Here is a 20,853-nt window from a genome sequence, read left to right as displayed (position 1 = left end):
CTGTGTCAGTTCGCCGCACGGCGACGAAACCGCAGGTGTTCACTTGGCCGCCGCCGTCACGTCCCCGGACGTCCTCGTCCAGCTCATGTCGCGCATCGCCGCCGGGGAACGCGAGGCCCTGCGACAACTTTACGAGGCCACCTCGGCGAAACTCTTTGGCGTCTGCCTCCGTATCCTCTCCGACCGCGAGGAAAGTGAGGACGTGTTGCAGGACGTTTACGTCACCATCTGGCGACGTGCGGATCGGTTCGATTCCGCCCGGGCGAGCGTGATGACATGGGCATCGACCATCGCCCGGAACCGCGCGATCGACCGCCTGCGCGCCCGAGGCCCGATCGCCTACGCCGAACCGGTCGATGAGCTGGAGATCCCCGACGGGGCCGACAGCGCCGAGACGCTGCTCTCGGCCGCCGACGACCGCGCCCGGCTTCACGGCTGCCTGAGCGAGCTGGACGACCGCACGCAGTCGGTCATCCGCACCGCCTTCTTCGAGGGCGTGACCTACGAAGCCCTGGCGCGCCGGATGGACGCGCCGCTGGGCACGGTGAAGAGTTGGATTCGTCGGGGACTGGCGAAGCTGAAGGGGTGCCTCCAGTCATGAGCGAAGCTCCCGACCTCTCCGAAGCCGAAGCCCTCGCCGCCGAACACGCGCTGGGGGTCCTGGACGCCCGCGAGCGGGCCGAGGCCGAACTGCGCATGGCGCGCGAGCCGGCGTTCGCCGCCGACGTCGCGGCCTGGCAGGCGCGGCTGGCGCCGCTGCTGGACCAGATCCCGTCCGTGCCGGCGCCCGCCGGCCTGTGGCCGCGGATCGAACGCCTGCTGCCCGCGAACGATTCCAGGACCAGCGGGGCGGCCAACGACAACGCCGCGCTGCTGGGCCGGCTGAAGTTCTGGCGGAACACGGCAGTGGGCGGCTTCGCCCTCGCCGCCGCCAGCCTGGCCGCCGTGGTGGTGCAGGTGAGCCAGCCGCCGGTGACGATCACCCGCGACGTGCCGGTGGCGCCGCAGGGCCAGCTCCTGAGCGCCAGCGTCGTAAGCCAGGACAGCCGGGTCCAGCCCCTGTTCACCGCCGCCTACGACCCCGATCGCAAGGCCCTGATCGTCACCTCGCTGCTGCCCGAGGGCTCGGAACGCGACAAGGTGCACGAGCTGTGGCTGATCGCCGGGCAGGACAATCCCAAGTCCCTGGGCCTGGTGGAGTCGGGCAAGGCGAAGGTGATCGCGCTGCCGACCGAGCTGATGGCCAAGATGGCGGAAGGCGCGGCCCTGGCCGTGTCGGTCGAGCCGCCGGGCGGATCGCAGAACCCGGACGGCCCGAGCGGCCCGGTCATCGGCGTCGGCAAGCTGTCGCGGCTCTAGTCCGTGGCCGAGCGCCCCGGCGCGCGCTATGCCGGGGCCTCTCGTGTCTCGGGGGCTTTCATGAAACGTGTCCTGGCGGCGGTTGCCGCGAGCCTGGCGATCGCCGCGTTGGCGCCCGCGAACGCCGCCGAGGCGCGGCCGATCCCGGAGGCGGGCCTCTCCATCGAGGACGTCATCGCCTTCCTCAAGGCCGAGGGCTTCGATCCCAAGGTCGAGAAGGGGGACGACGGGACGCGCTACGTCCAGGCCCAGGCCGCCAGCGGCGTGAAGTTCGAGGTCGACCTCTACGACTGCGCCGAGGGCCGCTGCCGGGCGGTGCAGTTCATCTCGAGCTTCGACCTGGAACAGCCGCTGGGGCTGGAGAAGGCGAACGACTGGAACCGGACGAAGCGCTACGTCCGCGTCTACCTCGACAATGCGGGCGACCCGATCTTCGCCTACGACGCCAACGTGTCCCCCGGCGGCACCTTCGAGGCCCTCCGCGACGACCTGGACGTCTTCCTCCAGTTCCTCCCCGAAATGCTCCAGCACATCGGGTGGTGATACACGATCTTTGTTCTTGATTTGTTCGAGTCGCCCGCCCTATGTTTGCCCGATGAGCGACGCCTCGTATGGCCTACATTTCGAGGATGAGGCCTTCCGAATTCGGGGGGCGGCGTTCGAGGTCAGCAACGTCCTGGGCCACGGCTTTCTCGAAGGCGTCTATCAGGAGTGTCTGGCGCTGGAGTTCTCGCGCCAGGGAATCCCCTTTCGGGCCGCACCGCGGTTGCGGCTGAGTTACAAGGGAATTCAACTCCAACAGAGCTATGTACCGGATTTCATTTGTTTTGATGAGATTATCGTCGAACTGAAGGCGCTCAGCATTCTCACGCCAGGGCATCGCTCCCAAGTTCTGAACTATCTGAAGGCTACGGGCCTGAAACTGGGCCTGCTGATAAATTTCGGCGCAGGTCCAAAGACACAGATCGAGCGCTTTGCGCTGTGAGACTCGTCCACGGATGCACACGGAGACACACGGATGGCCCGTGACCCGTCATTTCGATCAGCGAGTGAACCAGGCTGATCCGTGTGTCTCCGTGTGCATCCGTGGATGAATCTTGTCGCGGCTTCGCCGCCGATGGATCGTCGCGTCTACTTCGCCTTGTCCATGAGGGCGGTGAAGCGTTCGAAGATGTAGAGGCTGTCGGTGGGGCCGGGCGAGGCTTCGGGGTGGTGCTGGACCGAGAAGACGGGGCGGTCCTTGAGCGCGATGCCAGCGTTGGTGCCGTCGAACAGCGAGACGTGGGTCTCGACCACAGGCTCGGGCAGGCTGTCGCGGTCCACGGTGAAGCCGTGGTTCATCGAGACGATCTCGACCTTTCCGGTCGTCAGGTCCTTGACCGGATGGTTCGCGCCATGGTGGCCCTGCTCCATCTTCACCGTCTTCGCGCCCAGCGCCAGCGACAGCATCTGGTGGCCCAGGCAGATGCCGAAGACCGGCTTGCCGCTGTCGACCAGCTTGCGGATCTCGGGCACGGCGTATTCCCCCGTCGCCGCCGGGTCGCCGGGACCGTTCGACAGCAGCACGCCGTCGGGGTTGCGCGCCAGGATCTCGTCGGCCGTCGTGCTGGCCGGCACCACCGTCACCCGCGCGCCCACCGAGGTCAGCGCCCGCAGGATGTTGCGCTTCACGCCGTAGTCGACGACGACCACCTCGTAACGCGGCGACCCCGCCTTGGCGTAGCCTCCGTTCCAGTCCCACAGGCCTTCGTCATAGGTGAACGCCTGCAGGCACGTGGCGTCCTTGGCCAGGTCCAGTCCGACCAGCCCCGACCACGCCTTCGCCTGCTCGACCAGGGCGTCCAGGTCGAACCGGCCCTCGGGGCTGTGGGCGATGACGCCGTGGGGCATGCCGCGCTCGCGGATCACGCGGGTCAGGGCGCGGGTGTCCACGCCGGCCAGGCCGATGACGCCGCGGCGCGCCATCCAGGCCTCGAGGTCGCCGTCGGCGCGCCAGTTGGCCGGGCGGGTCGGAACGTCGCGGAAGATCGCCCCGCGCGCCGCCGTCGCCGCCGAGCCCGACATCTGCTCGATGTCCTCGACGTTGGTCCCCACATTGCCCACGTGCGGGAAGGTGAAGGTCACGATCTGGGCCATGTACGAGGGGTCGGTCAGGATCTCCTGGTAGCCGGTCATGGCGGTGTTGAAGCACACCTCGCCCACGGCCTCGCCGACCGCGCCGACCCCGACGCCCTGCAGGACGGTCCCGTCCGCCAGCGCGAGAACGCCGGTGACGCCAGGCAACAGGTCACGGCTCATCGGCGGCTCTCCTTGTAGGCAAACGGCGGGCTAGGTAGTGAGTCCCGCGGGGACGGTCAATGCGACGGGAGTGTCATGACCCATATCGATCCGGATCGCGAGGCCTGGGAGATCTTCAAGGGCCTGCCGCGGGACCAGCCCATCCAGATGCTGAACCTGGTGCGGCTGAAGCCCGAGGCGACGTATCCCGAGGGGCACCCCGATCACGGAAAGGGCCTGAGCGGCCGGGACGCCTACCGCGCCTATGGCCGCACGACCGCGCACATCCTGAAGCGGCTGGGCGGGCGCCAGGTCTGGGCCGGGCGGCCGCAGGTGATGCTGACGGGGCCGCAGGCCGAGGCCTGGGACATCGCCTTCATCGCCGAGTACCCGAGCGCCGACGCCTTCATCGCCATGGTGCGCGACCCCGAGTACCGGGAACTGGTGCTGCACCGGACGGCCGGCGTGGCGGACTCGCGCCTGCTGCGCCTGGAGCCCGTGCGCGAACCGGGCGAGGGCTTCGGGGAATAAAGTGGCGGGAAATGAGGGAAATCCGTCATTTCAGCTATATCAGCTTCAACCTAGGCTGAGGCATGCTGGCCCTCCGTCCCAACTGCGAATGCTGTGACCGCGATCTCGCGCCCGACAGCGCCGAGGCGCGCATCTGCAGCTTCGAATGCACCTTCTGCGCCGGCTGCGCCGACGCACGCTTCGGCGGCCGTTGCCCCAACTGCGGCGGCGGGCTGGTGGCGCGACCCATCCGGCCCGCCGCCCTCCTGGAAAAATTCCCGCCCTCGGCCGAGCGGGTCACCAAGCCTCACACGGCCTGCGCCACCTGAGGCGACAGCGCCGCGTCCAGCGCAGCAAACAGCGTCTCGACCCGGATGGGCTTGGCGATGTGGCCGTCGGCGCCCGCGGCGGCCGAGGCGGCCCGGTCCTCGGGCGAGGTGTTGGCCGACAGGACGATGGTGGGCGTGCGCGCCCGGCCCAGAGAGGCCTCGTCCTTGCGGATGGTGCGGATGGCCGCCAGGCCATCGGTGACCGGCATGCGCAGGTCCATCAGAACCGCGTCGTACCCGCCCGCCCGCCAGGCCTCCACGGCCTCGTACCCGTTCTCCACGGTCGTGACCTGGACGCCCGCCGCCTCCAGCATCAGCTCGATGACCTTGCGGTTGGTGGGGTTGTCGTCGGCGGCCAGCACGCGGAGCGGCCGGTCCGGACCCGCGACGCCCGCCCGCTCGTCGACGGCCAGGTCGGCGTCGCCATAGTCCAGCAGGCCGTTGACGATGCGATTGAGCTGACGCGCCGCCGCGCGGATGTCCGACACCAGGGCGCGCTGGTCCGGGCAGAGGTCGGTGGCGTCCAGCGCCTGTGCCAGGCCCAGGACGCCGTTCAGCGGGGTGCGCAGCTCGTGGCTCATGTCGGCCAGGAACTCGGCCTTGGCCCGATGCGCCGCCTCGGCGTGGACCAGCGCCTCCTCCAGGGCGGCGGCCTGCTGCTTCATCTCGGTGATGTCGACCCTGAGGCCGATGACGCCCCCGTCCGACGTCCGGCGTTCCTCGATCATGAGCCAGCGGCCGTCCGAGACCTGCTGCTCGTGCCGCTCGCCCGTGGCCTGGGCCAGCTTGGCCTCGCGCTCGGCCAGCCAGGCCGCCTCGCAGCCGATGGCGTCGGGATAGTCGCCGCGCGCCACCCCCTCGCGCAGGGTGTCGATCAGCCGGGCGCCCGGCCGGAACAGGTCGGCCGATCGATGGTAGATCTCGGCGTAGCGCCGGTTCCAGAGGATGTAGCGCCCCTCGGCGTCCAGGAAGACCACCCCCTCGGGGATCGCGTCGATCGCGTCACGCAGCCGCGTCTCGGCTAGGTCGGCCTGCGCCTGTGCGTCCGCGACCGCACGGCCGCCCAGCCGCGCGCCGATCCAGCGCCAGATTCCCCCCGTGGCCATCGGCGGCCTCCGAATCAACTCCAGAAAAGCATTGCCGGGCCGGGTTACCAAAACCTCGCAATCCCTTGTTGCATAAGCCGTTGGCGCTCGCTGCACGCGCTTTGGGCGCCCCCTGCCCGGCGATTGCGCAGGATGGCCGCGCGGCCGTATGGATCGCCGCCATGCGCATCACCACGGTCGGCCTCGATGCCGACGACACGCTCTGGCACAACGAGACGATCTTCCGCCTCACCCAGGATCGCCTGCGCGCGATGCTGTCGGACTACGCCAGCCACGAGCTGACCACGGCCCGGCTGGCCGAGGTGGAGAAGCGCAACCTCCGGCTCTACGGCTATGGCGTGAAAGGCTTCACCCTCTCGATGATCGAGACGGCGATGGAATTGACCGAGGGACAGCCACCCGGGCGCCTGATCGCCGACATCCTGGCCGCGGGCCGCGAGATGCTGTCCGAGCCGGTGGAACCGCTGCCGGGCGTCGACAATGCCCTGGCCGAGCTGGCGGAAGCCGGCCTCCGCCTGATCCTGATCACCAAGGGCGACCTGCTGCACCAGGAGCAGAAACTGGCCGCCTCGGGCCTGGGCGACCTGTTCGCCGCGGTCGAGATCGTCAGCGAGAAGGACGCCTCGACCTATGCCCGCGTCTTCGACCGCTACGGCACGGGCGCGGGCGAGGCGGTGATGGTCGGCAACTCCCTGCGCTCCGATATCCTGCCCGCGATCGAGGCCGGCGCCTGGGGCGCCTATATCCCGTACCCCATCACCTGGGCGCACGAGGTCGCCGACCCGCCGGCCGACCATCCCCGCTTCACGGAGCTGGCGAGCATCTCCGAGCTTCCCGGCTGGCTGGGGAGCCTCAGCTAGGTTGAACCACAGAAAACACTGAAAACACAGAATGATGTCAGAGCGCGTAGCGCTCGATCTCCACGCGGGGTGTGGCGCCGAAGTTGACCAGCAACCCCAGCCGCATATCCGCAGCGCGCAAGTAGTTGATCGTTTGCGCCCGATGCTCGGGCGCGATGGCGCGCAGCGCCTTCAGCTCAAGAATGATCTGCCCGAAGCAGACGAAGTCGGCGACGTAGGTCTGTCTAAGGAGCACGCCGTCATAACTGAGGGCAAGAACCTTGGACGCTTCGAAAGGGATTTCGCGCTTCGCAAGCTCGATCGCGAGGCACTCCTGGTACACCGCTTCGAGGAACCCGGCTCCCATCGTGCGATAAACTTGGAACACAGCTCCCCGGATGCGGAACGCCTCGTCCTTGAAGAGGAACTGAGCAGAGTCGAGATCATCCATGCCTGAAAATGGAACAAAATAAGAACCATCTCCAGCCCATTTTGTGTTTTCTGTGTTTTCTGTGGTTCCCAACCTTTCTGCGACCGCCATGTCACACCTCGCCCCATCTCTCCGTCCTGGATGCAGAACCGACGGAGGGCGGCGATGCGCCATTGGGATCGATACCTGGCCGGGGTGACCGGCCTCGTGCTGGGCGCGAACGGGCTCGTGATGCTGCTTGCGCCGCTGGCCTGGTACGACGCCGTGCCGGGCGTGCCGCAGACAGGGCCGTTCAACCCGCATTTCGTGCGCGACATCGGCGCGATCTACGCGACCTGCGCGCTGGCGCTGGCCTGGTTCGCCTGGCGACCGCGGCAGGGGTGGCCGGCGCTGGCCGCGGCCGCCGCCTGGCTCACCCTGCACGCCGCCATCCACGTCTATGACGCGACCTGCGGGGCGACCCCGCTGGCCGACCTGCGCCGCGACGCCGTGGGCGTGTTCCTGCTGGCGGCAATCCCCCTGGCGCTCGCCCTTCTCCGCAAACCCCGCGAGGTCTGACCCGTGCTCAAGTTCTTCCTCTCCCGCCAGCTCGATCGCTTCGAGGCCGCCTTCGGCTATGACGCCAGCTACATGCGCCACGTGCTGCGCCAGAATCCCTGGAGCCTGCTCAGGTTCAGCCTGGGGACCCAGGCCGCCGACCGCCGCGCCGCCCCGCCCGAGGCGCTGGCCGCCGCCGGCCTCGTGGGGACGTTGCAGGAGGACTGCGGCCCCTGCGTCCAGGTGGGCGTGGACATCGCCGTGGCGAACGGCGTGGACCCGGCGATCCTGCGCGCCGTGGTGGCCGGCGACGAGGCGGGCATGGGCGAGACGGCGGCGCTGGCCTACCGCTTCGCCCGCGCCAGCCTGGCCCGCGACATGGAGGCCTGCGATCCCCTGCGCGACGAGATCGTCCGCCGCTGGGGCGAGCCGGCGCTGGTGGCCATCGGCCTCGCCCTGACCGCCGCGCGCATGTACCCGACGCTCAAGTACGCCCTGGGCTACGGCAAGGCCTGTTCGCGCGTGACCGTGGCGGGCGAGGCCGTGACGCCCGGGATCGCCCGGCTGGAGCTGGCGGCGTAGGGTGGCGGCGATGGACGTGGCGCTCACCGACGCCTTCGAGGCCAACCGCCCGCGGCTGAGGCGGCTGGCCTACCGCATGCTGGGCTCGGTCACCGAGGCCGAGGACGCGGTGCAGGACGCCTGGCTGCGCTGGAGCCGGGGCGGCGACGGGGTGGACGATCCCGCCGCCTGGCTGGTGCGGGTCGTCACGCGGCTCTGCATCGACCGGCTGCGCGCCGCCAAGGCCGAACGGGCGGCGTACCGGGGGCCGTGGCTGCCCGAGCCGCTGATCGAGCCCCTGATCGAACCCATGACGGCCGACGACCCGGTCGAGCGCGCCGAGGAGCTCTCGATCGCCTTCCTGCTGGCCCTGGAACGGCTGTCACCGCTGGAGCGGGCGGTCTTCCTGCTGCACGACGTGTTCGATCAGGACTACGCTCAGGTGGCCGAGACCCTGGAGCGCTCGGAGGCCGCCGTGCGCCAGCTCGCCAGCCGAGCCCGCAGCCACGTGCAGGACGCCCGGCCGCGCTTCACCGTGGATCGGGACAAGGCGATGAAGCTGGCCGCCGCCTTCGCCGCCGCCTCGGCGACCGCGGACACCGGGGCGTTGTCGGAGTTGCTGGCGGAAGACGCGATCATGGTCAGCGACGGCGGCGGCAAGCGCATCGCGGCGCTGCGGGTCCTGGTGGGCCGGGAGGACATCATCGGCCTCTTCCAGGGCATCCTCTGGCGCCACGGCGAGATGGGCGTGCAAGGCCTGGAGATGGTGCGTATCAACGGCGGCCCCGGCCTGTTGCTGCGCCTGCACGACGGGCCGGAGACCCTGGCATTCGAGCCGGGCGAGGACGGCCGGATCGCCGCCATCTACGTCATGCGGAATCCGGACAAGCTGCGGCATCTCTAAACCTCGACCCGCGTCGCCTTCGTCGCCGGATGTACGTCCGTTTCTGTCGTGAGAACTATCCACAGTCGCAACGTGAGTGGGGATGATTCGCGGTTTGGACTGGCGTGACGCCAACCGACCGCCGCAGGTGATTCGGATGGTCGGTCGGTTCGACGAGCGGTTCGTGGAGGAGGTGAAGTCGCGGCTGCGGCCCAGCGACGTCATCGGCCGCACGGTCAAGCTGCGCAAGCAGGGGCAGGAGTACGTCGGCCTCTCGCCCTTCAACAAGGAGAAGACGCCCTCGTTCTACGTGAACGACGCCAAGGGGATGTTCTTCGACTTCTCGTCGGGTAAGACGGGCGACCTCATCACCTTCCTGCAGGAGACCGAGCGGCTGACGTTCGCCGAGGCCGTCGAGCGGCTGGCGGGCGAGGCGGGCGTGCCGCTGCCGGCGGTCGACCCGCGCGGCGCCGAGCAGGAGAAGAAGCGCCAGGGCCTGGCCGACTGGCTGGAACTGGCGGCCCAGTGGTTCGAGGCCGAGCTGCGCCGGCCGGCCGGCCGCGAGGCGCGCGCCTATCTGGAACGGCGCGGCCTGCCCGAAGCGGAATGGGCGCGGTTCCGCATCGGGTTCGCGCCGGCCAAGGACGCCCGGGGCGGCCGCACCGCGCTCAAGGACTACCTCGTCGCCAAGGGCGCCCAGCCGGGAGCCCTGGTCGAGACGGGGCTGCTGGTCGCGCCCGAGGACGGCGGCGCGCCCTTCGACCGCTTCCGCGACCGGATCGTCTTCCCGATCCTGGACGCGCGCGGCCGGGTGGTGTCGTTCGGCGGCCGGGCGATGGACCCCCAGGCCCGCGCGAAGTACCTCAACGGCCCCGAGACGGTCGTCTTCCACAAGGGCCACCACCTCTACGGCCTGTCCGAGGCGCGCAAGATCCTCGCGGCGGCGAAAGGCGACGAGAACCCGTCGCTGGCAGTGGTTGAGGGCTACATGGACGTCATCGCCTGCCAGCGGGCCGGCGTGCCGGCGGTGGCGGCCATGGGCACGGCCCTGGGCGAGGACCAGATGGAGCTGCTGTGGCGCCACCATCCCGAACCCACGCTGTGCTTCGACGGCGACCGGGCGGGCCGCCAGGCCGCGGCGCGCGCCATAGACCGGGCCCTGCCGCTGCTGAAGGCCGGGCGCAGCTTCCGGTTCGCCATCGTGGAGGGCGGCAAGGACCCCGACGACGTGCTGCGCGAACAGGGGCCCGCGGCGCTGAAGGCCCAGCTCGCGAGGACCACCCCCTTCGCCGAAGCCCTGTTCCGCCGCGAGCACGACGAAGCCCAGCCGCTGGACACGCCCGAGCGCAGGACGGCGCTCAAGGTGCGCCTGCGCAAGCTGGCGGCGAGCATCCCGGACGGCGACCTCGCGGCCGCCTACAAGGAGGACCTGCTGGGACGGTTCGACCAGCTCTCGCCCCGGGCGGCCAGCGTCTACGAGCCCGGCGCGGCGGGCCGGGCGCTGTCGAACCACGGATGGGCCAAGCGACGCGCCGCGACGGCCGGGGCGACGCCCGAGGCGCGAAGCGCGGCGCAGGCGCTGCAACAGTCGGCGCGGCCGCTGGCGGCGGCGCTGGCCAAGGCCGCCCTCCTCGATCCGGCGATCATCGACGATTCCATCGAACTGGTGGGCTCGCACGGCTTCGGCGACCAGAAGCTGGACCAGATCGCCCACGAGCTGGTTCAGTTGCGCTACGAGGCCGAGGAGGCCGAATTCGAGGTGGTGATGCGGCGCCTCCAGGCCCGGGGCGTGGACGCGGCGATGATCGCGCGGATGGACCGCGACGCCAGCCGGGCCGGCGTCGCCGCGCCGTTCCTCGACCCGACCGCCGCGCGCGAGCGGGCGCGCCTGCTCTGGCGCCAGGCCTTCGATCTCCTCATGCAGCTGGAGGCCCTGGAGCGGGCCGTCGAGGCGGCGGTGCAGGACGTGGCCCGCGACCCCACGGCGCTGGCGACGCTGGCCCCGCTCAAGGCCGAGCGCGACCACCTGCGCCGCCTTATCAACAGCGACTGGGCCAGCGGCGGCGACGGTCCGACGGTGGTGCTGCCGCACTGAAGGCGGCGCGGTGGGCGGGCGCCGGCGCCCCGGAATGAGCCTCGCGCGCCTTGACACCCGGCGTCCCGCGCGCCATCTGCGGGCTGCGGATTTAGCGTGCTTGCGACAGACATCGCCGGGCCGTCGCGATTTCGGACGCGCCCCCTTCACGGATGATGATGTCTCCCTCGAAGCGCGGAAGTCCCCGCGGCGCCCGCGCCTGCGGACGACGCCGAAGGACGCTGCGAGGGGATGATCCCTTGCGGCGCGTTGTCCTTTTGCGCGTCTGCCTGCGACGAAACGCTGCGGATGACCGTATCCATAGGGAACATTTCATCGTGCGCCTGGGTCGTCGTGTCGCGACCCCTTCGTTCCGGGCGTGCGGACCACCATCTGCCGGCCCGCCTCCGCAGCGCCTTCACGGCCCAGGGGCGACGCCGAGTTTGGAGATTTAGATGAGCGCCAACACCGCCGAAGCCGAAGCCCCGGAAACCACGGCGACCGACGGCCCGCTGCTCGACCTCACCGACGCCGCGGTCAAGAAGTTCATCAAGCAGGCCAAGACCCGCGGCTACGTCACGATGGACGAGCTGAACAAGGTCCTGCCCTCCGAGGAAGTCACCTCGGAACAGATCGAAGACACCCTCGCCATGCTGAGCGAGATGGGCGTCAACGTCGTGGAGTCCGAGGACGACGCCGAGGGCGGCGAGGTGGCGGTCCGCGAGGAGACCGCGGTGGTCGAGACCACCAAGGAGCCGGCCTACGACCGCACCGACGATCCGGTGCGGATGTACCTGCGCGAAATGGGCTCGGTGGAGCTGCTCTCGCGCGAGGGCGAAATCGCCATCGCCAAGCGCATCGAGGCCGGCCGCGACACCATGATCCGCGGCCTGTGCGAAAGCGCGCTCACCTTCGAGGCCATCATGGTGTGGCGCGAGGAACTGGAGGGCGGCCGCATCCTGCTGCGCGAGGTGATCGACCTCGAGCAGACCTACGGCGGCCAGGTGGCGGCCGCGGCCGGCGACATGGCGGCCGAGGAGACCGAAGAGGCCGAGGAGAAGCCGGACGGCGAGGGTGAAGGCGACGGCGACAACGACGACGATTTCGACGACGGCGCCGGCCCGACGATCAGCGCGATGGAGGCCGAGCTGCGCGAAGGCGTGATGGCCACCCTGGACGCCATCGCCGGCGAGTTCGAAGGCTTCCGCCTGCTGCAGGAAAAACTCGTGGCCGCCCGGCTGCAGGGCCAGGACCTGGCGGCGGCCGACCGCACGGCCTACGCCGGCGCCACCAGCACGATCGTGCAGCACCTCAAGACGCTGAAGCTCAACAACAACCGCATCGAGGCCCTGGTCGAGCAGCTCTACGCCATCAACAAGCGCCTGATGGTGCTGGAAGGCCGCCTGCTGCGCCTGGCCGACAGCTACGGCATCAGCCGCGCCGAGTTCCTGAAGGCCTACCTGGGCTCGGAGATGCGCCCGGACTGGGGCGCCCAGGTGAAGCCGCTGGGCGTGCGCTGGACCAAGTTCGCCGAGAACGACGCCGGCCAGATCGGCGACATCCGCAGCGAGATCGCGGCCCTGGCCCAGGAAACGGGCGTCCCGATCGACGACTACCGCCGCATCGTCCAGACCGTGCAGAAGGGCGAGCGCGAGGCGCGTCAGGCCAAGAAGGAGATGGTCGAGGCCAACCTGCGCCTCGTGATCTCGATCGCCAAGAAGTACACGAACCGCGGCCTGCAGTTCCTGGACCTGATCCAGGAGGGCAACATCGGCCTGATGAAGGCGGTCGACAAGTTCGAGTACCGCCGCGGCTACAAGTTCTCGACCTACGCCACCTGGTGGATCCGGCAGGCGATCACCCGCTCGATCGCCGACCAGGCGCGGACCATCCGCATCCCGGTGCACATGATCGAGACGATCAACAAGATCGTCCGCACCAGCCGCCAGATGCTGCACGAGATCGGCCGCGAGCCGACCCCGGAAGAGCTGGCCGAAAAGCTGGCCATGCCGCTGGAGAAGGTGCGCAAAGTCCTCAAGATCGCCAAGGAGCCGATCAGCCTCGAGACGCCGATCGGCGACGAGGAGGACAGCCACCTGGGCGACTTCATCGAGGACAAGAACGCCGTCCTGCCGATCGACGCGGCCATCCAGTCGAACCTGCGCGAGACCACCACCCGCGTGCTGGCCAGCCTGACGCCGCGCGAGGAGCGGGTGCTGCGCATGCGCTTCGGCATCGGTATGAACACCGACCACACCCTGGAAGAGGTGGGCCAGCAGTTCTCGGTCACCCGCGAACGTATCCGCCAGATCGAGGCCAAGGCCCTGCGCAAGCTGAAGCACCCCTCGCGCTCGCGGAAGCTGCGGAGCTTCCTGGACAGTTGATACGAAAAGGGGCGGCCCACGGGCCGCCCCTTCTGCTTTGGGCTCGGCTCTACGGATCAGTCGAGAGGCGCAAAGCCGCCGTGGATCATCCGCTTGCCGTCGAACGGCATCTGCAGCTCATGCATCCGCGAATCCTGCATCACCTTCTCCCACCCGGCGTCGCGCGCCGCTTTGTCCGGCCAGGTGATCCAGGCGAAGGCGATGGTCTCGTCGGCGGTGGCCTGCACCGCCTTGCGGAAGTCCGTGACCTTGCCGTCCGGGACGTCGTCGCCCCAGGCGTCGGTGCAGCCGATGGCGCCGTGCTCCTTGAAGATCGCGGCCGTGGCCTTCGCATGCGCCACGTACGCATCCTTGTTGGCCGTGGGGACAGCGGCGACCATTCCGTCGATATAGGGCATCAGTGGGTCTCCCTTGGGGTGCGTCGGGGCGTGGGACGCCCTTGAGAGGGATGCCCGTTGTAGTTATCTTATGCAAGTCAGGAGTTATTAAAAATAACTAAGAAATCGCCACGCAGCTATGACGACGCCTGCGCTACCGCGCACGCACTGGACCTCATCGGGGACCGATGGGCCCTGCTGGTGATGCGCGAACTCATGCTGGGGCCGCGTCGGTTCGGGGATCTACGGGCGAGCTTGCCGGGGGTGTCGGCCAATGTGCTGACCCAGCGGCTCGAAGGCCTGGAGAGCTCGAAGATCGTGCGCCGGCGCAAGCTGCCGCCGCCGGCGTCGGTGCAGGTCTACGAGCTGACCGAATGGGGGCTGGAGGCGCGGCCGATCGTGCTGGAGCTGGGCAAATGGGCGGTGCGCTCGCCGTTCCACGATCCGACCCTGCCGCTGAGCCCGGTCGCCTTGATGCTGTCGTTCCAGGCGAAGTTCGACCCGACGGTCGCTGGCGATCTGGACGTGTCGCTGGGGTTCCGGTTCGAAGACGAGGCGTTCACGGTAAGCGTGCGCGACGGCGTCCTCGTCACTGAGCGTGGAGACCCGGAACGGGCCGATGCACGGGTGATCGGCGCGCCGTCGGCGGTGGCGGGCGTCATGTACGGGAAGGCGCCGCTGGCCGAACTGCAGGCCGCGGGCGCCCTGTCGGTGACCGGAGACGTTGCCGCCTTCATGCGGTTCGCGGACCTCTATGAGATGCCGCCAAAGGCCACTTGAGGGCCACGACTGGCCGTGGCGGGCCAGCTTGGCTAGAATCGGACAAACCTCGGAGTTCTTTCGCCTTGTCCAAAGTCCTGGCCGGCCTGGTCGCCGCCACGCTGTTCGCTTCGTCCGCCCTCGCGCAGACCGTCCCCGCCACGCCCCTGGAGCCGCAGGACTCGGCCCGGCGCATCAAGGCCCACATGACCTTCCTGGCGTCCGACCTGCTGCAGGGCCGCGAAGCCGGTTCGCCCGGCTACGACGTCGCCGCGGCCTATGTGGCGAGCCAGTTCGCCCAGCTCGGCCTCACGCCCGCGGGCGGCGGGGGCTCGTGGTTCCAGGAAACGCCGCTGCTGGCCGTGCGCCAGGCGGACGACGGGCGCTTCGCCCTCGTGGGCCGGGCCGGCGCCGAGACGGTCCTGGTCCCCGGCGAGGACGTGATCACCGGCCGCCCCCTGGGCGCGGCGGAGCTGAAGCTGAACGCGCCGCTGGTCTTCGCCGGCTACGGCGTCGTGGCGCCCGAACGCGGCCGCGACGACTATCGCGGCCTGGACGTGAAGGGAAAGATCGTCGTGGTCTTCCAGGGCGCGCCATCCGGTTTCCAGACCGAGGAGCGGGCCTACTACGGCAGCGTGCGCACCAAGCGCCTCGCCGCCGAGGCGAACGGCGCCGTGGGCCTGGTGCTCGCCTATCGCCCCAGCGACGAGACGAGGCGTCCGTTCGCCCAGATGCGACGGGCGGCCGAGAGCTGGTCGATGACCTGGACGCGGCCCGACGGCACGGCCTTCGACCCCGCGCCGCGCACGCCGATGCTGGCCACGCTGAGCGTGGCCGGCGCGACCAAGCTGTTCGCCGGCGCGCGCCGGCCCTACGCCGACGCCGTGGCGGCGGCCGAGAAGCCCCGGGGCGAGGCCCCGCGCTTCGCCCTGCCCTACCGCCTGGACGCCGCGATCCGCACCGAGACCAAGACCACCCGCAGCGCCAACGTCGCCGCCCTGCTGCCCGGCTCGGACCCCAAGCTGAAGGACGAGGTCATCGTCCTGTCGGCCCACCTGGACCACATCGGCGTCACCGCGCCGGTCGACGGAGACTCGATCAACAACGGCGCGCTGGACAACGCCGGCGGGATCGCCACCACCCTGGAGGTGGCCCGCGCGTTCCGGGACTCGGGCCGCGCGCCCCGGCGGTCGATCCTGTTCCTGGCCGTCACGGCCGAGGAAAAGGGCCTGCTGGGCGCCGAATACTTCGCCCGAAACCCGACGGTGGCCGGGACGATGGTGGCCAACGTCAACCTCGACATGCCCGTTCTGACCTACGACTTCGTGGACGTCGTGGCGTTCGGGTCCGAGCGGTCGGGCATCGCCCAGGCCGTCCAGCGTGCGGCCGCCCGCACGGGGGTCGCCCTGTCGCCCGATCCGATGCCCGAGGAGGGTCTGTTCACCCGCTCCGACCACTTCCGGTTCGTGGAGATCGGCGTGCCGTCCACCTTCCTGATGACCGGATTCCAGAACGGCGGAGAGGCGAAGTTCCGCGGCTTCCTGGCCCAGTGCTACCACAAGCCCTGCGACGACCTGGCCCAGCCGATCGACTACGCCGCCGGCGCCAAGTTCGCCCGGATCAACTACGAGATCACCCGCGAACTGGCCGACGCCGACGCCCGCCCGCTCTGGAACAGGGGCGACTTCTTCGGCTTGAAATTCGGCCCCAGGGGATCGGTGGCGGACTGACCCCCAGGCCCGCCCAGCCCAGCCCAGGCCCGCCCAGCCCCGCCGTCGGCGCCTCTGCGGATGACCGAGGGCGAGACGGGCCCGCCTATCGCCAGCCGTAGTTGAAGCTCACGCTCACCCGCGGCGTCCGGGCGCGGTTGGGGGGCACCTCGTGGCGCAGCCAGCTTTCCCACATGTAGATCGTGCCGGGCTGCGGTTGCAGGTAGACGAAGGCGCGGGCCGCCTCGGGCGCATCGGCGCGGCGCGGCGGCGCCGCCATCATAAGCGGCAGGCGCGGGTCCTCGATCCTGAGCGCGCTCGCGCCCGGCGGCGTGGCCACATAGACCGTGCCGGAGAGGGTGCTGTGGGGATGGATGTGTCCCGAATGCCCCGCCCCCGGCTTCAGGACGTTCACCCACAGGCTGTCGAGCGCCAGCCGGCGGCCGCCCAGGTCGAGGTGAAGCGCCTCGGCGAACGCGCGGGCGTGCCGGTCCAGCCGGCGCTTCAGCTCGGCGAACACGCTCATCCGCTGCGGCAGGTCGTCGAGCGAGGCGTAGGAGGTGTAGCCGCCGTAGCCGTGCGCCCGGCTCCAGGCGCGCCCCGCCGCGTCTTCCGCGGCCAGGGCTTCGCAGGCCTCCAAAATCTCGCCGTTGAAATTTTCGAAGCTGCGGTCTGTTGTAAGGGTCGCCTCGTAGATCGGCGTGGCGAAGAGCGGGCGCAGCGTCATGCGCGCGGCATACCTCAGCCCGGCGGTTTTCGGAACGCCTGCTGCGTCTGGCCGGGCGCGGGCGGGTCGTCTAGGCTCGGCCGGATATCAAGGAAACCCGTCGGCCAAGACGGGAACAGGCAAGACGGGAAGACGGGGGAAGCGGATGATGATCAGGATGCTGGCGGCGCTGGTGGCGGCGAGCCTCCTGGCCGCGCCGGTCGCCGCCGAGGCCCAGCCGAAGGCTCGCGGGGCCGCGACGTACAAGGCGCCACGCCTTCCAGGCACCAGGCAGCCCGACCTGAACGGCGTCTGGCAGGTGATGAACACCGCCGGCTGGGATATCGAGCCCCACGGCGCGCGCGCGGCGCTGCAGCTTCGGCCCGGTCCCTATGTGCCGCTGCCGGCCAAGGACGTGCTGGCGTTGGGGGCGGTGGGCGCCGTGCCGGCGGGCGCGGGGATCGTGGAGGGCGGCGAGATCCCCTACACGGACGAAGCCCGGAAGCTCCGCGACGAGAACCGCGCCCACTATCTGGAACGCGACCCCGAGGTGAAGTGCTACCTGCCCGGCGTGCCGCGGGCGAACTACATGCACCTGCCGTTCCAGATCTTCCAGGCCGGCGACTCGATGATCATCGCCTACGAGTATGCGGGCGCGCTGCGGAACATCCTGTTCAAGGACCCCGGTCCGCCCCCCGTGGACAGCTGGATGGGCCAGTCGGTGGCCCGATGGGAGGGCGACACCCTGGTGGTGAAGGTGTCCGGCATGAACGACCGCACCTGGTTCGACCGGGCGGGCAATCACCATTCGGACCAGATGACGGTCGAGGAGCGCTGGACCCTCACCGGCCCGACCACCCTGCGCTACGAGGCGACGATCACCGACCCCGCCACCTTCACGCGACCCTGGAAGATGAGCTTCAACCTCTACAAGCGCCAGGGCGAGGATGCGCGGCTGGGCCAGTTCAAGTGCGTCGAGTTCGTGGAGGAGCTGATGTACGGCGACCTGCGGAAAGTGCCGCTGAAGTAGGCCCGCCGCCGGCGACCGAATGTGTTTGGCCTTTGGAGGCTAGAGGATGACCAAGAAGACCGTGATCGTCGCCACCGCCGTCGCCGCCGCGCTGGGCGCCGTCGCCGCGGGCGGGGCCGCCTGGGCCCACCACGCCTTCGCCGCCGAGTTCGACGGCAAGGCGCCCGTGCTGTTGCGGGGCAAGGTGACCCGTGTGGAATGGATCAACCCCCACGCCTGGGTCCACATCGCGGCCAACAACCCGGACGGCACCACCACCGCCTGGATGGTCGAGGGCGGCACGCCCAACACCCTCCTGCGCGCCGGGATCGACCGCAACTCGCTGCGGCCGGGCACCGAGATCATCGTCCGCGGCTATCAGTCCAAGGACAAGCTCTGCCGGCCGGCGTGCAAGGCCAACGGGCGCGACGTGACCCTGCCGGACGGCAAGAAGCTGTTCATGGGCTCGTCCGGCACCGGCGCGCCCAAGGACGGCTCGGACCCCACCGATCGCTGACACCGCCGCCCGGCCGCTACCCCTCCTCGTCCGGCTCGGCCTCGTCGGCCTGGTCCAGCACCTTGTAGGCGTCGTGGAAACGCTTCAGCGCGGCGACCGACGCCTGGACGCGCTGTGTGGCCGCCGACGGATCGCCCTGGGCGGCGTTGATGACGGCCAGATTGGTGCTGGCCACGGCGTCGGCCAGCGCCCTGAGGCAATCCTTGAGCGCGACGAAGTCGGCGGCGACGTCGCCCGCCGCGTCGCCGTCGTCGATGTAGTCGTCGAGATCGACCATGAACCTGCTCCCGCGAAATCCCCGCGGGTTTGCCGCCGCGCGACGCGTATGTCCATGACCGGCGGACTCATAGACCCGGGCTATCGGGGTGCCGCCTCCCCCATCGGGCGAAAGCTGGCTAGCCTGCCGGGAAATACGGGAGCGGGAACGTGCCGAAAGCCACCCTGGGCGTGCTCAGCGCCCTGATTGCGGCGACCCTGATCGCGGCGGGACTCATGACGGCGGAACCGGCTCGCGCCCAGTCGCGGATCGAGACGATCGAGCTGACGTCGAAGCAGGTCCCTTCGCCGGTCAAGGTGTCGGTGCTGCTGCCGGCCGGACACACGCCGGCGCAGAGGCTTCCGCTCCTGCTGATGCTGCACGGCGGCGGGGGCGACAACGGCTTCCTGACCCAGATGCGCCCGACGATCGAGGCCGCCTGGGCCGCCGGCGATTTCCCGCCCGCCGCCGTGGCCACGCCCGATGTCGGCCGTTCGCTCTACATGGACTTCAAGGACGGCTCCCAGAGGTGGGAGACCTTCATCGTCACCGAACTGGTCCCCGAGCTTCGCCGCCGCTACGGCCTGGATGCGCGGCGCGAGGCCACCGTGGTGTCCGGTATCTCGATGGGCGGACTGGGCGCCCTGCGCCTGGGCCTGAACCATCCGCAGGTGTTCGGTGGGCTGGCGGCGCTGGAGGCGGGGATCGAGCCCGCGCTCGACTTCGACGCGGTGAAGATGCGCAACCGGTTCCAGCGCGACGACGCGTTCTTCAGGAAGGTCTTCGGAGACCCCGTGGACCCGGCGCTCTGGAAGCGCTCCAACCCCGCAAACATGGTGATCGCCAACCGCCGGGAGATCGTGGATTCGGGCCTGCAGATCTATGTGGAGGCCGGCGACCTGGACATGTTCAACCTGCACGAGGGCGTGGAATTCCTCCATCGCGTGATGTGGGACCACGACGTGCCCCACGAGTACCGGCTGGTGCGCGGCGCCGATCACCTGGGCCGCACGATCCCGCACCGCGTGCGGGACGCCCTGCGCTTCCTGGACCGTCAGGTGCTGCGCCCGCCGCCGCCCGACGACAGTTTCGCCCGACAGGCGGCCGTGATCACGCGGATGCGCCGCGCGGCGGGCGTTCCGGACGACGAGCCGCGGCCCCCGCTCCCCCCGACCTCGCCGCCGAAGGAGGCGCGCTGATGCGCCGGCGCGACCTGATCGCCGCAGCTCCGGCCCTGGCCTTCGCCGGCGCGGCTCACGCCGACGACCTGAGGGTGCGCGGCAGCAAGGCCTATTCCGAATCCGCGATGGTGATGTCGGTGGCGCGCGACGGGTCGTCGGCGCTGACGCTGCGGTTCTGCCGGTTCCCCGTGGAAGGCTTCACCTGGCTCTGGTGCCATCTGCTGCACGAGGGTCGGCTGTACGCCTTCACCCGCCACGACCTGCCCGCAGGCGCCGAACGGCTGGCGGCCGAGCCCCTGGCTCGCTGGCGCGCCCCTGGCGCCGACGCCGAACTGTTGCGCACGCGGCGGCAGGGCGCCCTGCCGGCCGTGCGGCTGGCGGCCAAGCTCGGCTTCCACGACAGCCGCAGCGCCCCCCACGGCGAGGGGCCGGTCCAGGGCCGGATCGACGGAAGGTTCCAGGCGGTCAGCCCGCTTTCGGCGCAGGTGCTGGAGGGGCGCGAGGAGGTCTATGGCCTGTGCCGGGCGCGGGTGGAGATCGGCGGCCGCACCTTCGAGCACGAAGGCCTGGCCAAATTCCATGAGCAGCGCCAGGCGGCGCCGCGCTTCGACGCCCCCTTCAACTACGCCTTCCTGGCGGGCGACGGGCTCAACGCCACCACCCTGCTGCTGGCCCAGGGCGCGACCGGCGGCTGGCAGGTCGACGGCGCCGAAGCGCCCCTGGCCGACATGACCCTGGATCCGCCGGACGCCTCGCGAGCGGTCGCCTGGCGCTTCCGCGACGGCCTCCAGACGCCCGGCCGCCTGGAAGCCCTGGTCCGCTACGAGATCCCCATCTACGGCCGCGCCTGGCAGGGCAGCTTCGTGCGGGGGGATTTCGGCGGCCGTCCGATCGTGGGCGCCGTGAACGACTGGCTGACGCCCACGGACATCTACGCCCTGGCCGCGACCCGCGCGCAGAAATTGCAGCCCGGCGAAGATGGGGCGCCTCCGATTGCACGTTGACCGCCGTTCGGCGAAGGCGCAGACTCGCCGCATCGCCTGACTGAGA

Annotated in this window: 24 protein-coding genes; 18 read left to right on the top strand and 6 right to left on the bottom strand. The window is 70.0% G+C overall.

The window, feature by feature from the left end:
• The first annotated feature begins 43 nt into the window (after window positions 1-43).
• From WG212_RS07955 to WG212_RS07940, 4 genes are read left to right on the top strand one after another with little or no spacing between them, the layout of a single operon-like run.
• On the top strand, window positions 44-601 hold the full coding sequence (locus tag WG212_RS07955; protein WP_337186544.1) for a sigma-70 family RNA polymerase sigma factor: 558 nt from the start codon (window positions 44-46) through the stop codon (window positions 599-601).
• On the top strand, window positions 598-1,359 hold the full coding sequence (locus WG212_RS07950; RefSeq protein WP_337186543.1) for an anti-sigma factor: 762 nt from the start codon (window positions 598-600) through the stop codon (window positions 1,357-1,359). Before WG212_RS07955 ends, WG212_RS07950 begins: the two co-directional genes overlap by 4 nt.
• Before the next feature lie 60 nt (window positions 1,360-1,419).
• A complete protein-coding gene (locus WG212_RS07945; RefSeq protein WP_337186542.1) occupies window positions 1,420-1,902 on the top strand; it encodes a YbjN domain-containing protein in 483 nt (160 codons plus the stop codon).
• A gap of 52 nt (window positions 1,903-1,954) precedes the next feature.
• Window positions 1,955-2,344 carry a GxxExxY protein gene (locus tag WG212_RS07940; RefSeq protein ID WP_337186541.1) on the top strand — a complete coding sequence of 130 codons (390 nt, stop codon included), beginning with the start codon at window positions 1,955-1,957 and terminating at the stop codon, window positions 2,342-2,344.
• A gap of 146 nt (window positions 2,345-2,490) precedes the next feature.
• Here the strand turns inward: WG212_RS07940 and carA are convergent, their stop codons facing one another.
• Window positions 2,491-3,657 (bottom strand): glutamine-hydrolyzing carbamoyl-phosphate synthase small subunit, encoded by a 1,167-nt coding sequence (gene carA, locus WG212_RS07935; protein WP_337186540.1) that lies wholly within the window; start codon window positions 3,655-3,657, stop codon window positions 2,491-2,493.
• A 75-nt stretch (window positions 3,658-3,732) separates the two neighbouring features.
• Here carA and WG212_RS07930 point away from each other — a divergent pair, with 75 nt between their 5' ends.
• Together WG212_RS07930 and WG212_RS07925 are read left to right on the top strand one after the other, a co-directional pair.
• Entirely contained in the window at window positions 3,733-4,167 is a 435-nt protein-coding gene (locus WG212_RS07930) for a DUF1330 domain-containing protein (protein ID WP_337186539.1), read from the top strand.
• Between the two features lie 62 nt (window positions 4,168-4,229).
• Entirely contained in the window at window positions 4,230-4,475 is a 246-nt protein-coding gene (locus WG212_RS07925; protein WP_337186538.1) for a DUF1272 domain-containing protein, read from the top strand.
• On the opposite strand, the gene WG212_RS07920 is transcribed toward WG212_RS07925, so the two are convergent.
• On the bottom strand, window positions 4,454-5,581 hold the full coding sequence (locus WG212_RS07920; protein WP_337186537.1) for a response regulator: 1,128 nt from the start codon (window positions 5,579-5,581) through the stop codon (window positions 4,454-4,456). The genes WG212_RS07925 and WG212_RS07920 overlap by 22 nt on opposite strands.
• 161 nt (window positions 5,582-5,742) lie before the next feature.
• On the opposite strand from WG212_RS07920, the gene WG212_RS07915 reads away from it, so the two are divergent.
• A complete protein-coding gene (locus WG212_RS07915; protein WP_337186536.1) occupies window positions 5,743-6,441 on the top strand; it encodes an HAD family hydrolase in 699 nt (232 codons plus the stop codon).
• Window positions 6,442-6,478: 37 nt separating this feature from the next.
• Here WG212_RS07915 and WG212_RS07910 read toward each other — a convergent pair whose 3' ends face one another.
• Entirely contained in the window at window positions 6,479-6,961 is a 483-nt protein-coding gene (locus WG212_RS07910; protein WP_337186535.1) for a GxxExxY protein, read from the bottom strand.
• 54 nt (window positions 6,962-7,015) lie between these two features.
• Here WG212_RS07910 and WG212_RS07905 point away from each other — a divergent pair, with 54 nt between their 5' ends.
• From WG212_RS07905 to rpoD, 5 genes are all read left to right on the top strand, one after another.
• The gene (locus WG212_RS07905) at window positions 7,016-7,408 is read left to right on the top strand and encodes a hypothetical protein (RefSeq protein ID WP_337186534.1); all 393 of its coding nucleotides are present in this window, start codon (window positions 7,016-7,018) and stop codon (window positions 7,406-7,408) included.
• A 3-nt stretch (window positions 7,409-7,411) separates the two neighbouring features.
• Window positions 7,412-7,969, top strand: a complete 558-nt coding sequence (locus WG212_RS07900; protein WP_337186533.1) for a hypothetical protein — start codon at window positions 7,412-7,414, stop codon at window positions 7,967-7,969.
• 10 nt (window positions 7,970-7,979) lie between these two features.
• A complete protein-coding gene (gene sigJ, locus WG212_RS07895) occupies window positions 7,980-8,852 on the top strand; it encodes an RNA polymerase sigma factor SigJ (RefSeq protein WP_337186618.1) in 873 nt (290 codons plus the stop codon).
• Window positions 8,853-8,988: 136 nt separating this feature from the next.
• On the top strand, window positions 8,989-10,926 hold the full coding sequence (gene dnaG, locus WG212_RS07890; protein WP_337186617.1) for a DNA primase: 1,938 nt from the start codon (window positions 8,989-8,991) through the stop codon (window positions 10,924-10,926).
• A 434-nt stretch (window positions 10,927-11,360) separates the two neighbouring features.
• Window positions 11,361-13,289, top strand: a complete 1,929-nt coding sequence (gene rpoD, locus WG212_RS07885; protein WP_337186532.1) for an RNA polymerase sigma factor RpoD — start codon at window positions 11,361-11,363, stop codon at window positions 13,287-13,289.
• A gap of 56 nt (window positions 13,290-13,345) precedes the next feature.
• On the opposite strand, the gene WG212_RS07880 is transcribed toward rpoD, so the two are convergent.
• Window positions 13,346-13,687: a DUF1428 domain-containing protein gene (locus WG212_RS07880; protein ID WP_337186531.1), complete on the bottom strand. Its 342-nt coding sequence runs from the start codon at window positions 13,685-13,687 to the stop codon at window positions 13,346-13,348.
• 93 nt (window positions 13,688-13,780) lie between these two features.
• Between WG212_RS07880 and WG212_RS07875 the strand changes: the two genes are divergently transcribed.
• Window positions 13,781-14,446 (top strand): winged helix-turn-helix transcriptional regulator, encoded by a 666-nt coding sequence (locus WG212_RS07875; protein WP_337186616.1) that lies wholly within the window; start codon window positions 13,781-13,783, stop codon window positions 14,444-14,446.
• 65 nt (window positions 14,447-14,511) lie between these two features.
• Window positions 14,512-16,155 carry a M20/M25/M40 family metallo-hydrolase gene (locus WG212_RS07870; RefSeq protein ID WP_337186530.1) on the top strand — a complete coding sequence of 548 codons (1,644 nt, stop codon included), beginning with the start codon at window positions 14,512-14,514 and terminating at the stop codon, window positions 16,153-16,155.
• Between the two features lie 85 nt (window positions 16,156-16,240).
• On the opposite strand, the gene WG212_RS07865 is transcribed toward WG212_RS07870, so the two are convergent.
• Window positions 16,241-16,861, bottom strand: a complete 621-nt coding sequence (locus tag WG212_RS07865) for a TIGR02466 family protein (RefSeq protein ID WP_337186529.1) — start codon at window positions 16,859-16,861, stop codon at window positions 16,241-16,243.
• A 145-nt stretch (window positions 16,862-17,006) separates the two neighbouring features.
• Between WG212_RS07865 and WG212_RS07860 the strand changes: the two genes are divergently transcribed.
• Window positions 17,007-17,870, top strand: coding sequence for a hypothetical protein (locus WG212_RS07860; protein WP_337186528.1), 864 nt, complete (start codon window positions 17,007-17,009; stop codon window positions 17,868-17,870).
• A 46-nt stretch (window positions 17,871-17,916) separates the two neighbouring features.
• Entirely contained in the window at window positions 17,917-18,366 is a 450-nt protein-coding gene (locus WG212_RS07855; protein ID WP_337186527.1) for a DUF6152 family protein, read from the top strand.
• Between the two features lie 16 nt (window positions 18,367-18,382).
• Here WG212_RS07855 and WG212_RS07850 read toward each other — a convergent pair whose 3' ends face one another.
• A complete protein-coding gene (locus tag WG212_RS07850; protein WP_337186526.1) occupies window positions 18,383-18,643 on the bottom strand; it encodes a hypothetical protein in 261 nt (86 codons plus the stop codon).
• A 149-nt stretch (window positions 18,644-18,792) separates the two neighbouring features.
• On the opposite strand from WG212_RS07850, the gene WG212_RS07845 reads away from it, so the two are divergent.
• Together WG212_RS07845 and WG212_RS07840 are read left to right on the top strand one after the other, a co-directional pair.
• Window positions 18,793-19,821, top strand: coding sequence for an alpha/beta hydrolase-fold protein (locus tag WG212_RS07845; protein ID WP_337186525.1), 1,029 nt, complete (start codon window positions 18,793-18,795; stop codon window positions 19,819-19,821).
• Entirely contained in the window at window positions 19,821-20,807 is a 987-nt protein-coding gene (locus WG212_RS07840; protein ID WP_337186524.1) for a hypothetical protein, read from the top strand. Before WG212_RS07845 ends, WG212_RS07840 begins: the two co-directional genes overlap by 1 nt.
• Window positions 20,808-20,853: the final 46 nt, after the last annotated feature.

The sequence above is a fragment of the Phenylobacterium sp. genome (assembly GCF_037189685.1).
GTDB lineage: Bacteria > Pseudomonadota > Alphaproteobacteria > Caulobacterales > Caulobacteraceae > Phenylobacterium.
The sequence above is the reverse complement of the archived record's forward strand: the minus strand, read 5'-3'. Positions and strand labels throughout refer to the sequence as shown.